General features: G+C 71.4%; 11 protein-coding genes. 8 read left to right on the top strand and 3 right to left on the bottom strand.

The genetic code is table 11. The features are described from left to right. Positions 1-466 precede the first annotated feature (466 nt). From IE267_RS18860 to IE267_RS18845, 4 genes are all read left to right on the top strand, one after another. Complete coding sequence (locus tag IE267_RS18860) at positions 467-1,876, top strand: nucleobase:cation symporter-2 family protein (RefSeq protein ID WP_229861307.1); 1,410 nt, start codon at positions 467-469, stop codon at positions 1,874-1,876. 251 nt (positions 1,877-2,127) lie between these two features. After that, positions 2,128-3,396 (top strand): PTS transporter subunit EIIC, encoded by a 1,269-nt coding sequence (locus tag IE267_RS18855; RefSeq protein WP_189764013.1) that lies wholly within the window; start codon positions 2,128-2,130, stop codon positions 3,394-3,396. Between the two features lie 2 nt (positions 3,397-3,398). Beyond that, on the top strand, positions 3,399-4,328 hold the full coding sequence (locus tag IE267_RS18850; RefSeq protein WP_189764012.1) for a DUF7916 family protein: 930 nt from the start codon (positions 3,399-3,401) through the stop codon (positions 4,326-4,328). After that, a complete protein-coding gene (locus IE267_RS18845; RefSeq protein ID WP_161244854.1) occupies positions 4,322-4,570 on the top strand; it encodes a DeoR family transcriptional regulator in 249 nt (82 codons plus the stop codon). The genes IE267_RS18850 and IE267_RS18845 overlap by 7 nt, the downstream gene beginning before the upstream one ends. Positions 4,571-4,573: 3 nt before the next feature. On the opposite strand, the gene IE267_RS18840 is transcribed toward IE267_RS18845, so the two are convergent. Both IE267_RS18840 and IE267_RS18835 read right to left on the bottom strand, forming a co-directional pair. After that, positions 4,574-5,056: an excalibur calcium-binding domain-containing protein gene (locus IE267_RS18840; RefSeq protein ID WP_189764011.1), complete on the bottom strand. Its 483-nt coding sequence runs from the start codon at positions 5,054-5,056 to the stop codon at positions 4,574-4,576. Positions 5,057-5,245: 189 nt separating this feature from the next. Then, positions 5,246-6,112, bottom strand: coding sequence for a chitosanase (locus IE267_RS18835; protein ID WP_229861306.1), 867 nt, complete (start codon positions 6,110-6,112; stop codon positions 5,246-5,248). Positions 6,113-6,336: 224 nt separating this feature from the next. Between IE267_RS18835 and IE267_RS18830 the strand changes: the two genes are divergently transcribed. Then, entirely contained in the window at positions 6,337-7,182 is an 846-nt protein-coding gene (locus IE267_RS18830) for a pentapeptide repeat-containing protein (RefSeq protein ID WP_167152616.1), read from the top strand. A gap of 20 nt (positions 7,183-7,202) precedes the next feature. On the opposite strand, the gene IE267_RS18825 is transcribed toward IE267_RS18830, so the two are convergent. Next, on the bottom strand, positions 7,203-7,823 hold the full coding sequence (locus IE267_RS18825) for a TIGR03086 family metal-binding protein (protein WP_189764009.1): 621 nt from the start codon (positions 7,821-7,823) through the stop codon (positions 7,203-7,205). Between the two features lie 273 nt (positions 7,824-8,096). Here IE267_RS18825 and IE267_RS18820 point away from each other — a divergent pair, with 273 nt between their 5' ends. The 3 genes from IE267_RS18820 (at position 8,097) to IE267_RS18810 (ending at position 12,181) form a co-directional block, all read left to right on the top strand. Further along, positions 8,097-9,047 carry a fibronectin type III domain-containing protein gene (locus IE267_RS18820; RefSeq protein ID WP_189764008.1) on the top strand — a complete coding sequence of 317 codons (951 nt, stop codon included), beginning with the start codon at positions 8,097-8,099 and terminating at the stop codon, positions 9,045-9,047. An 84-nt stretch (positions 9,048-9,131) separates the two neighbouring features. Next, positions 9,132-10,490: a M20/M25/M40 family metallo-hydrolase gene (locus IE267_RS18815; protein ID WP_189764007.1), complete on the top strand. Its 1,359-nt coding sequence runs from the start codon at positions 9,132-9,134 to the stop codon at positions 10,488-10,490. Between the two features lie 125 nt (positions 10,491-10,615). Next, positions 10,616-12,181 (top strand): YfcC family protein, encoded by a 1,566-nt coding sequence (locus IE267_RS18810; RefSeq protein WP_229861323.1) that lies wholly within the window; start codon positions 10,616-10,618, stop codon positions 12,179-12,181. The last annotated feature ends 19 nt before the right edge of the window (positions 12,182-12,200 follow it).

Raw genomic sequence — 12,200 nt, 5'->3', positions numbered from 1 at the left:
CTCGGCCGGTCGCCGTGGACCCGAGCGGGGTCCACGGCAGCTGGACCGGGGGGTGCGTACTACAAGGACGTACGCACCCCCCGGAACGGTGAAACGTGCCAACCCCCGCACGGAATGCGTGAGTTGGCGCCAGCAGCGCCGACCGGTCCAGCACCACCGGACGCGCCGTGCGCGCTCCGCCCGCACCGTCCGGCACCCTCGACGGCGATCGCCGCCCGACCGGAGAACCGCCCGACCGGAGAACCGCCCGACCGGAGAACCGCCCGGCGGCCGGCAACGCCCGTACCACCCGCACCCGTTCGGTCCCATCCCCAACCGTCCGGCGCCACCCCGTACCACCCGACAGCCGAGCCGTGCTGTCCGTACTGCCTCGCACCACCTGTTCCAGCTGCTCAACGCACCACAACGCACCACCTCCAAGACACCCGCGTCCACCGCCGACGTGTAACCGACCGGAGGAACCGCCGTGGCCGCACAGCCCAGGTTTCGCAACTTCGCAGTCAACTCCGCCCAGACCGGCGAGAAGCACCCGGTCGACGAGACGCTCCCCCCGCTGAAAATGTTCACCAGTGGCCTCCAGCACGTGGCCGCGATGTACGCGGGTGTGGTGGCCCCGCCCATGATCGTCGGCCCCGCCGTGGGGCTCGACACCAAGGAGACCGCCTTCCTGGTCGCCGCGAGCCTGTTCACCGCGGGTCTCGCCACGCTCCTCCAGACCCTCGGGATCTGGAAGATCGGCGCCAAGTTGCCCTTCGTGAACGGGGTTTCGTTCGCCGGGGTGAGCCCGATGATCGCCATCGGCAAGGAACACGGCACCGACGCCATCCCCGTCATCCTCGGCGGGGTCATAGTCGCCGGACTGCTCGGCTTCATAGCCGCCCCCTACTTCGGCAAGCTCGTCCGCTTCTTCCCGCCGGTCGTCACCGGCACCGTGATCACCCTGATCGGCGTCTCGCTGCTTCCCGTCGCCTTCAACTGGGCCTCCGGGGGCAACGACAAGGCCTCCGACTACGGTTCGCTCTCCAACCTCGCGCTCGCCGCGATCACCCTGGTCATCGTGCTGGCACTGCGCAAACTGCTGCACGGGTTCATGCAGCAGATCGCGATCCTGCTCGGTCTGGTGGCCGGCTCGATCATCGCCATCCCGATGGGCAAGACCAGCCTGGACGCCATCAAGAACGCGGACGTCGTCGGCTTCCCGACGCCGTTCCACTTCGGCGCCCCGCAGTTCGACGTCGCCGCCATCGTCTCGATGTGCATCGTGATGCTGGTCTGTATGACGGAGTCCACCGCCGACATGCTGGCCCTCGGAAAGATCGTCGAGCGTCCGGCCGACCAGAAGACCATCGCCGCGGGGCTGCGTGCCGACACCCTCGGGTCCGTACTCAGCACCGTCTTCAACGGCTTCATGGCCAGCGCCTTCGCCCAGAACATCGGGCTCGTCGCGATGACCAAGGTGCGCAGCCGGTTCGTCGTCGCGACCGGTGGTCTCATCCTCGTCGTGATCGGGCTTTCGCCGGTCGCGGCCTCGGTCATCTCCCTCGTCCCGCTGCCGGTGCTCGGCGGCGCGGGCATCGTCCTGTTCGGATCGGTCGCCGCGAGCGGCATCCAGACCCTGTCGACCGCGGCCCTGGAGAAGGGCGAGAACGCGCTGATCGTGGCCGCCGCCGTCGGCATCGGCCTGATACCGATCGCCAAGCCGGACTTCTACCACGCCTTCCCCGACCAGGTCCTCGTCGTCCTCGACTCCGGGATATCCACCGGCTGCGTGGTGGCCATCGTCCTCAACCTGGCCTTCAACCACTTCGGCAAGCAGCGGCAGGAGACGGAGGTCGAGGCGCTCCAGGCGGCCGAACCGGAGGTCGCCCTGCACTGACCGGCGCATCGCGCCACTACGCGGTGCGCCCGCTGCGCACGACGTCTCATCCCTTCGGCCCGGCAGGCCACGGGACCCTCGGGGACCTGTGGCACCACCTGCCGGGCCGAAGGTCGTCCGTAGGCCACTCGGCAGCTGTTTTCGCTGGTCACGGTGTTAGAACGGAAGGGCCGCGGCTCCCTCACGGGGTCGCGGCCCGTTCGGATGTTGCGCCCCCTGCCATGGCAACACCCTGTCCATGGAGGAAGCAGATGAGTACGGCCGCACCGACGGACGCGACCGAGAAGAAGAAGCGGGGCGCCGGGTTGATGGCGGTCCTGCAGCGGATCGGCCGCAGCCTGATGCTGCCCGTGGCCGTGATGCCGGCGGCGGCCCTCCTGGTACGCCTCGGCAACACGGACATGCTCGGCAGGGAGTCCTTCCCGACCGTCGTCACCAAGATCGCCGGATACATGTCCGCGGGCGGCGGCGCGATCATCAGCAACATCGCCCTGCTCTTCTGCGTCGGCATCGCGATCGGCTTCGCGAAGAAGGCGGACGGCTCGACGGGCCTGGCCGCCGTTGCCGGATACCTGGTCTTCCAGAAGGTGCTCGCCACCTTCACCGACAGCACCCTGCCCAAGGTCGCGGCCGTGGTGGACGGCAGGATCGTCATGAACGACGCGCCGGTCGACGCCGGTGTCCTCGGCGGTGTGGTGATGGGCATCGTGGTCGCCCTGCTCTACCAGAAGTTCCACCGGACCAAACTGCCGGACTGGGCGGGCTTCTTCGGCGGCCGTCGCCTCGTGCCGATCCTGTCGTCCTTCGCGGGCCTGCTCATCGGTATCGCCTTCGGCCTGATCTGGCCGGTGCTCGGCGCCGGGCTCCACCACTTCGGCGAATGGCTGGTCGGCTCGGGCGCCGTCGGCGCCGGCATCTTCGGCATCGCCAACCGCGGTCTCATCCCGGTCGGCATGCACCACCTCCTGAACTCCTTCCCGTGGTGGCAGGCGGGCGACTACCGGGGCGCGCACGGCGACATCCCCCGCTTCCTCGCGGGCGACCCGACCGCCGGCCAGTTCATGACGGGCTTCTTCCCGATCATGATGTTCGCCCTCCCGGCGGCCTGCCTCGCGATCACCCACTGCGCCCGCCCCGAGCGCCGCAAGGTCGTCGGCGGCATGATGTTCTCCCTCGCGCTCACCGCCTTCATCACCGGCATCACCGAGCCGATCGAGTTCAGCTTCATGTTCATCGCCCCGGTCCTCTACGCGATCCACGCGGTGCTCACGGGCGTCTCGCTGGCACTGACCTGGGCGCTCGGAATGAAGGACGGCTTCGGCTTCTCGGCCGGCGCGATCGACTTCTTCCTCAACCTCGGCATCGCGCAGAAGCCCTGGCTGCTCGCCCTGGTGGGCCTCTGCTTCGCGGTCCTCTACTACGTGGTCTTCCGCTTCGCGATCACCAGGTTCAACCTGCCGACACCGGGCCGTGAATCCGACGAAGAACTTGCCGAACTCCTGAAGGCCGAGGCCAAGTAGCCATGCAGAACACGACAGTTGAGCCCAACACCCGCATCCTCGACCTCGACCGCGAAGACCTCGCGGCGCTGCGCGGACGGCGCCTCACCGCCGCCGTCGCGGCCGCCGAGGGCCGCACGATGGTCGCCGAGGTCTTCGCCGAACGCGCTGCGCTGATCCCGGGCGAGGACGGCCGGGGTGTCCACAACATGGAGCTCGTGGCGGCCTTCGGCGCCGACCTCGTCGTCCTGAACCTCATCGAACGCGCCTGGGACGGGCGCAGGTTGACGTTGCCGGGCCTCGGCACCTTCACCTCGATCGGCGACCTCGCGGCGCACATCGGCCGCCCCGTCGCCGTCAACCTCGAACCCGGTGACGTCCCGGAGATCCGGCGGGCCAGGCCCGAGTACGCCAAGCGCCTCGTCGACCTGGGCGCGGCCATGCTGTGCCTGACCGCGAACCCCGGCACCGGCGGCTCCTACGACGGGCTGGCACGCGTAACGGAGGAGCTCCGCAAGGGACTTGGGGACGAGGTCGCCCTGTGGAGCGGCAAGATGCACCACGCCGGGCACCCCGAGCGCGTCACCCCCGCCCGGCTCACCTCGCTCGTCGAGGCGGGCGCCGACGGGGTCGTGCTGCCGCTGCCCGGCACCATGCCCGGCGTCACCAAGGAGCTGGCCGCCGAGGCGGTCGCGGCCGTGCAGGACGCGGGAGCCGTGGTGATGGGCGCGATCGGCACCAGCCAGGAGGGCTCGCACACCCATGTGGTGCCCCAACTCGCCCTCACCGCAAAGGAGATAGGGGTCGACGCCCACCACTTCGGGGACTCCTTCATCCCCGGCATGTGCGACCCGGAGCTGCTCTACTCCTACTCCGTCGCGGTCCGCGGCCGGCGCCACACCTGGAACCGGATGGCGCTCGGCGGCCGCGGCCGCAGGTGCTCGCCGTGCTGACCGCTGACGTCCGTCGTGCCCGGATCGCGCGCTGGGTCGAGTACAGGGGCCATGTCTCGATCGCCGAGCTGATCAGGGAAATGCGAGTGAGCCGGATGACCGTCTACCGCGATCTGGCGCTGCTCGAAGCGGAGGGGCGGCTGCACCGCGTGCGCAGCGGTGCGACCGCCTTCCCCAGCGCCCAGTTCGCGGACGGCGCGGACTGGATGACCTGGCGGCTCGGGCAGGAACGCGCGGCCTGAGGCTCAGCGCTCACAGGCGACGCCGTCGCCGTCCCGGTCCAGATGGGAGTCGTAGCCGGGGTCGCCGCGGTGCAGCGGGGTGACCCCGGCGGCCCGGGCGGCGGTGCAGTTCTTGTAGTACACGGCGCCACCGGCCTTGCTGCCGCCGCCCTTGTTGCCGCCGCCGTTCATCGGGGGCGGCGGGACCGGGGCCGTCATCCTGGGCTTCGGCGGGGCCTTGGGGACCGGCGCCTTGGTGGCGGCGACGGGCGGTGCGGCGGGCGTCGCGCTGTGCGTCGGGGTCGGGGTCGCACTCGCGCTCCGGCTCCCGGCCGGCGACGGCGAGGAGGAGGGCGTGGCCGACTGCGTGGGGGTGGCGGCCGGGCTGCTCGCCGTGGGCTTGGCCGGCTTGGCGGCGTCGTCCTGGCAGCCGGCCGTGGTGAGGGCGACCGCACCGAGCAGACCGGAGATGAGCAGAGTGCGAACGGCTGGTCTTGATATGCGCATGCGGCGGCTCTCTCGGACGATCGTGGCTCTTGTGATGATCTGGTGAAGGAGAGAATACGGGCCGCAAAGGTTGCGTAAAGCGAGTTTCATCAACTCGGCCGATTTCGGCCATCGATGCGCAAGGGGCGGTCACGGCGGCCTGTCGCCGCCGTGACCGCCTTTCCTGTGGGGGGAGTTGGGGGATGGGGCCTAGCCGATGTGGTACGGGTCGCCGTACACCTTCCAGTCGAGCGGCGTGTTCAGGTCGAGGTTGCCCTTCTTCAGGAACACCCGCTGCTCGGTGTCGACGCGGCTGGTGTCGCTGTGCGCCTCCTCCTGCTTCATCGCCCAGACCCGGGCGTCCAGGAAGGCGTTGAGGTACGTCGTCTCGTTGCCGCCCTGGGCCGGGGTCTTGGCCTTGGCGAGCGCACGCTTGCGGATGGAGCTGAAGCTGGTCGGGTCGCTGCCGTCGCCGTGCATGACGATGGCGTCGTAGTAGATGAACTGGCCGAGCGTGCCGAGCCCGTCCGACTTGCCCCGGCCGACCGCGGGGTCGAAGTACACCCGGTCGCGCTCGTCGTTCTGGGCCTGCTTGAACTCCGTCTCCGAGGCCGCGGTCTTCCAGTCCTTGGTGAAGTTCGGATCGAGCCCCTTGTGCGAGTCCGTCCCGTCGACCTCCTCCAGGGCCGGAATGTACTTCGCCAGGACGTTGCCCGGGTTGCGGGCCGTGTACAGCTTGACCAGGTCGAGCATGTCACCGGTGCCGGAGCAGAAGCCGATGATGCCGGCGGTGTAGCCCCGGCCGTCCTTGATGTCCTCGATGTACTTGTACTGCGCCTTCCAGTCCAGCGAGGAGTTCTCCGCGCTGGAGACGAGCTGCATGGCTATGTCCTTCTTCGCCGGGTCGTCGAGCCCGGTCGCGGCGGCGTTGATCACCGACGCATTGTCCGCCGTGGGGGCGGCCGGGTTCTCCGCGGCGTACGCCGTGACCGGTACCGCGAGGAGTGCGGTGCCCAGCAGGGCGCGGACGGCGATCTTGGTACGACGTGCGGTGGCCTTGCGGTGGGGGGTGTGCACGTGGACCTCCATGAGGAAGTTCGTCGCTCGGTGTTCTGTTAGGAAACTTTCCTACCATTACCGGGAAGTGGTCGTACACCCCTGCGGCACAAGGAAGTTGGGGAGTCGGGCGGTGCGTCCTCGCCGGGTCCTGCCGTCGCGGAACGCTCGGCGCCGGTGCGCGACTAGACTGTCGGGTCGCCGTCACCGCAGGCCGGCGCGCCCGTCAGAAGGAGCCCCGCACGTTGTCCCAGAACCACGAGGCAGCCGTCCCGTCTCCGGGTGCGACCCGTCTCGCCCTCGTCTCCGACTGCGGCAGTTGCTTCGGCCTGTGCTGTGTCTCCCTCGCCTACTCGGCGTCCGCCGACTTCGCGATCGACAAGCCGGCCGGGAAGCCCTGCCCCAACCTCCAGCAGGACTTCCGCTGCGGCATCCACCGCGAGCTGCGGGGCCGCGGCTTCCAGGGCTGCACGGTGTACGACTGCTTCGGAGCCGGCCAGAAGGTGTCGCAAGGGACCTTCCAGGGCCGTGACTGGCGGGCGGCTCCGGAGACGGCCGCGGCGATGTTCGAGGTCTTTCCGGTGATGCGCCAGCTCCACGAACTGCTCTGGTACGTCACCGAAGCGCTCGCCCTGCCGAAGGCGCGGCCCGTCCACGCGGAGCTGCGCGCGGCCCTTTCGCGGACCGAGGCGCTGACGGCGCTCGCCCCGGAGGCCCTGGCGGTGCTCGACGTGCCGAGCCATCGTGAGGAGGTCAACCAACTGCTGCTGAGGGCGAGCGAGTTGGTCAGGGCCGAGTTCCCCGGCAGGAAGAAGGACCGCCGGGGCGCCGACCTCATGGGCGCCCGCCTGAAGGGCGCGGACCTGCGCGGGGCGAACCTGCGGGGCGCCTTCCTCATCGCCGCCGATCTGCGCGGGGCGGATCTGCGTCTGGCGGATCTGATCGGCGCCGACTTCCGCGACGCGCGCCTGTCCGGTGCCGATCTGACCGAGGCGTTCTTCCTGACCCAGGCCCAGCTGAACGCGGCGAAGGGCGACGCGACGACCAGGATTCCGCCGTCGCTGGTACGCCCCGCGCACTGGGAGGACTGACAGGTCGCGGGGCGGTCAGCTCAGCGGACGGTACGGGGGGTCCAGCCCGGGTCGCGGCCGCTCATGCCGATGAGGCGGTCCAGCATCGGGGCCTCGTCGGGGACGTCGACGGCGGGGCCGAAGGCCGTGCCGCGGGCGGCCGGGTCGTCCTTCGACGGGGCGAGGAAGGCGTAGGAGATCTCCAGGTCGTCCGGGGCCGCACGGAAGTCCTGTCCCGTGGACCTCGCCAAGTCCCAGCCGTGGACGACCAGTTCGTCGAGGCCGACGCGGCCCGTGACCGCGGCCGGGAGCGTGAGGCCGCCCACTTGCGCCATGCCCTCCCAGGCCGCCGGCTCCCGCCAGGCCGCGGCCATCGCGGCGAGGCTCCCGGGCAGCGCGGTGCGCCAGTCCGCGGGCAGCTCGGGCGGCGCCACCGTGCCCGGGGGAGTGCCGGTCGTCGGACCGGACTTCTTGTGCGCGGCGTCCTGGAAGGCGACGCTCAGGCCGAGCACATGGGAGAGGAGTTCCCGCAGCGCGTACTCGGGGCAGGGCGTCGGGCCGTCGAGGTGCTCGTCGCGGACGCCACCGAGCAGACGGCTCAGCTCGGCCGCCGCGGGGCCGAGGTCGGGCAGGGGCGCGTGGGCATTCGGTTGGCTGCTCATGCAGGGGAGACCGCGCGCGGGCCCGGAACTCATCGGGAGCGGCGCCGGGGTTCGGCGATCCCGGGCGAGGAGGGCCTGCCCATCCGGTGATCTCCGGTGCGGGCCACGATCTTGGCCCGCACTCTTGCCGTGTTCGCGTCACCGTGTCATACAGGTCTGGACCTTTTCCGTCGGGCGGAGGGCCCAGCCGTGCGCCGAGATGCAAGCCGCCGAGCCGGCGGTCGAACGTTTGGCCGGTCCGAGGGCCGGACCGGCCGCCGGACCGCGGGAGTCGTGGCCCTCGTCGCCGTGCTGCCCCTGCTGCTCACCGCGTGCGGCGCGGGCGGCGGCAAGGACCGTACGAGCCCCACCGTGCCCGGCGCGGTCACCGCGCAGGCGAGCAGCGCCACCTCGGTCCACGTCATGTGGCGGGCATCGTCCGACAACAAGGCCGTCACCGGCTACGAGATCCTGCGCGACGGGACGACGGCCAAGGAGGTCCCCGGCGACCGCAGCATGATCGACGTCGACGGGCTGACCGCCTCGACCCCGTACCGCTTCACCGTGCGGGCCCTGGACGCCGCCGGGAACCGGTCGGTCCCCAGCGCCCCCGCCTCGGTCACCACCCCGGCCGCCACCCCGGACGACAAACGTCCGCCGAGCGCCCCGGCCCGGCTCACGGGCCGCGCGGACGGCACCGGCGCGGCCGTCCTTACCTGGGGCCGGGCCACGGACGACGTGGGCGTGACGGCGTACGACGTCTACCAGGAGGGCGCCCGCATCCACAGCGTCGGCGGCGCCCTGACCACGGCCCACGTGACCGGACTTCGCCCCGGCACGGTCTACACCTTCACCGTGCGCGCCCGGGACGCGGCCGACAACTCCTCGCCGGACAGCGTCGCCGTCGACGTCACCACCGCCTCCGCAGCCGGCGCACCCCCGAGCACCGCGCCGGCCGGCCTGCGGGCGTCCGTCGCCCGGGCCGCGTCGGGGAGCGCCACGGAGATCACCCTGCACTGGGTTCCCCCGCGGACCGGCGGGGACATCGGCGCCTACCAGCTGTTCCTCAACGGCGCCCCGACCACCACGATCGTGCCCGGCACCCCGTCGCCCGAGGGCCTCGGCTCGTACAGGTTCACCGTCACCGACCCGCCCGGCACCCGCTACAGCGTGAAGATCCGGGCCAGGCTGCCGGACGGCAAGTGGGGTGACTTCTCGGCCCAGCCGACCGTGGCCGTTCCCTGAGTCCGGTCCCGGGGCGGCCCGGGGGTGCTGCACCCGGCCGAGCACCGGATGCGCGGCCGCCCACCTCGTGGTGCATTGAGTCCCATGGACGCGGACCAGGACCTGCGAGCGACGGTCGATGCGCTGATGGACGGGCTGCGGGCAGACCTGGAACGGCTGGCCCGCATCCCCTCGATCGCCTTCCCCGGCTTCCCTCCCGAACCGGTGCACCAGGCGTACGACCTGGTGGTGGAACTGCTGAAGGAGGCCGGAGTCGAGCACGTCGAGCGGCTCGACCTGCCCGACACCGCGCCCGTCGTCTACGCCGAGATCCCCCCGCCGCACCCGCACGCGCCCACCGTGCTGCTCTACGGCCACTACGACGTCCAGCCGCCCGGCGACGCGTCGCTGTGGCAGTCGCCGCCGTTCGAGCCGACGCCGGTCGAGGGCGGCCTTCGGGCCCGGGGCATCGCCGACGACAAGTCCAACATCCTTGTCCACGTCGGCATGCTGCGCGCGTACGGCGGACGTCCGCCGACCGGCATCAAGATCGTGATCGAGGGCCAGGAGGAGTACGGCAGCGCCTTCGACGACTATCCGCCCACCGACCCCGAGCGGTTCGCCTGCGACGCGATGGTCATCGCCGACATGGGCAACATCCGCCCAGGCTCACCCACCCTGACCACCGGCCTGCGCGGCGCGAGCGAAGTGGTCGTCGAGGTGCGCACGCTGGCCGAGGCGCGGCACAGCAGGGAGTTCGGCGGGGCCGCCCCCGACGCCCTGCTCGTGCTGCTGCACGCGCTCGCCACCCTGCACGACGCCGATGGCGATGTGGCCGTGCCCGGCCTTCGCCGCGAGGCGTGGTCCGGCACCTCGTACACGGAGGAGGAGTTCCGCGACCTCGCGGCGGTGTCCGACGGGGTGCCGCTGATCGGCACCGGCAGCCTCGGCGAACGGCTGTGGAGCGGGCCCGCGATCACGGTGATCGGCATCGACGCCCCGAGCGTCGACCACGCGGCCTCGGCGGTGGTGCCGTACGCCCGCGCCAAACTGAACCTCCGCTTCCACCCCGAGCAGGAGCCGAAGGAGGCGCAGGGCAGGCTCATCGCCCATCTGGAGGCACTGCGGCCGTTCGGAATCGAGCTGACCGTCACGGCGGGCGACACCGGCCCCGGGTTCGAGCCGGCGACCGGTGGCCCGGCCTATCGCGCGGCCCTCACCGCGCTGCGCGAGGGCTGGGGCGCGGAGCCCGCCTTCGCGGCGAGCGGCGGCTCGATCCCGCTGGTCAACGGGCTCGCCAAGGCGGTGCCGGGGGCCGAGGTGCTGCTCTTCGGCGCGCAGGACAGCCTGTGCGCGCTGCACGCCCCGAACGAACGCGTCCTCTTCTCCGAACTGCGCGGCGCGGTCATCGCGGAGGCCGCCTTCCTGCGGGAGTACGCGGCGGCTTTCGGGAGCGGGTCGTGACAGCGCCGCCCGGGCCGGGGCCGGACGCGGGCGGTCCCACGCCCGGGCCGGGGCCGGACGCGGGCGGTTCCGCCGGGGCCGCCGGAGCGGGGGCGTCGCCCCAAGTCCCGCCCCCGGAACCGCCGTTGGAGGAGCCGGAACCGTCGAAGAGTGCGGGGCTGCGGTTTCCCAGCGCCCTGACGATCCTGGCGATCGTCACCGTGGCCGTGTGGATCCTGGCGTTCGTCATCCCCTCCGGCACGTACGACCGCAACGCCGAGGGGGCGCCCGTCGAGGGCACGTACCACCGGGTCGACAGCGGCCGGAGCTTCGTGGACCGCCTGAACGACCTCTTCCTCTCCCCGGTGAACGGTCTGTACGGCATCCAGGACGCCAAGACGGGCCAGGTCGGCCCGTCGCTGGCCGGCGAACTGTACGGCAGCGCCGGGGTGTTCCTCTTCGTGCTCGCCATCGGCGCGTTCATCACCGTGGTCTTCGCGACCGGCGCGCTCGACCGGGGCATCGGCCTGCTGGCCCACCGGTTGCGCGAGCGCGGCGCGCTGCTGATCGCCGGCGTGATGACGGTGTTCTCCGTGCTCGGCACGGTGGAGGGCTTCGCCGAGGAGACCCTCGGCTTCTACGGACTGATCGTGCCGTTGATGCTGGCGCTCGGCTACGACCGGCTCGTCGCGACCGGCACGATCATCGTGGGCGCGGGCATCGGTGTGCTGTGTTCGACCGTCAACCCCTTCGCGACGGGCGTCGCCTCGTCCGCGGCCGACATCTCCCTGGGCGACGGCATCGTGCTGCGCTTCGTGATGTGGCTGGTCCTGACGGCGGTGTCGATCCTGTACGTGGTCCGTTACGGGCGGCGCGTACAACGGGACCCGTCGAAGTCCCTGTCGGGCTTCCTGCCGGGTGACCGGGACCACGCCCGGACGGAGCCGGCGGGCGGGGCCCGGGGACCCGGCGAGGTGAACCGGTCGCCGGGGTCGTCGCCCGGCCCGGAGGGCCCCCCGGAGCTGACCGGCACGCACAGACTCGTCCTCACCCTCCTCGTCCTCGTCTTCGCCTTCATGATCTTCTCGGTGGTGCCGTGGTCCAGCGCCCTGACGGGCAAGGCGGACGCCACCCCGTACGGCTGGGAACTGGGCTGGTCCTTCCCGCAGTTGGCCGCGCTCTTCCTGGTGGCCGCGGTCCTGGTGGGCGTCGCGGCCCGGCTCGGCGAGGCCGCACTGAGCTCGACGATCATCCAGGGCGCGGCGGACTTCATCTCGCCGGCCCTCGTCATCGTGCTGGCCCGGGGCGTGACCGTCATCATGAACAACTCGCAGATCACGGACACGGTGCTGCATTCCATCGAGGGCGTGGTGCGCGGCGCCCCGTCCGCCCTGTTCGCCGTGCTCGTCTTCGTGGTGAACCTGCCGCTGGCCTTCCTGATCCCCTCGACCTCGGGGCACGCCACCCTCGCGATGCCGATCCTGGCCCCGCTGGCGGACTTCGCGGGCGTCTCGCGGGCGGTGGTGGTCACCGCCTGGCAGGCGGCCAGCGGCTGGATGAACCTGTGGGTGCCGACCACCGCCGTCACCATCGGCGGGGTGGCCCTGGCGAAGGTCGGCTACAACAAGTACCTCCGCTTCGTGGCGCCGCTGCTCGCGATCCTGTTCGTGCTGATCTGCGCCTTCGTGGCCGCGGGCGCGGCCCTCACGTGAAACGGCTCCGCCCCCGGTG

The sequence above is a fragment of the Streptomyces xanthochromogenes genome (genome assembly GCF_014650455.1).
Classification (GTDB): Bacteria; Actinomycetota; Actinomycetes; order Streptomycetales; family Streptomycetaceae; genus Streptomyces; species Streptomyces xanthochromogenes.
The sequence above is the reverse complement of the archived record's forward strand: the minus strand, read 5'-3'. Positions and strand labels throughout refer to the sequence as shown.

Bases quoted from the DNA above. Each gene is read 5' to 3' on its own strand.
- IE267_RS18855 (WP_189764013.1), top strand. From the start codon at position 2,128: ATGAGTACGGCCGCACCGACGGACGCGACCGAGAAGAAGAAGCGGGGC.
- IE267_RS18815 (WP_189764007.1), top strand. From the start codon at position 9,132: ATGGACGCGGACCAGGACCTGCGAGCGACGGTCGATGCGCTGATGGAC.
- IE267_RS18840 (WP_189764011.1), bottom strand. From the start codon at position 5,056: ATGCGCATATCAAGACCAGCCGTTCGCACTCTGCTCATCTCCGGTCTG.
- IE267_RS18850 (WP_189764012.1), top strand. From the start codon at position 3,399: ATGCAGAACACGACAGTTGAGCCCAACACCCGCATCCTCGACCTCGAC.
- IE267_RS18825 (WP_189764009.1), bottom strand. From the start codon at position 7,823: ATGAGCAGCCAACCGAATGCCCACGCGCCCCTGCCCGACCTCGGCCCC.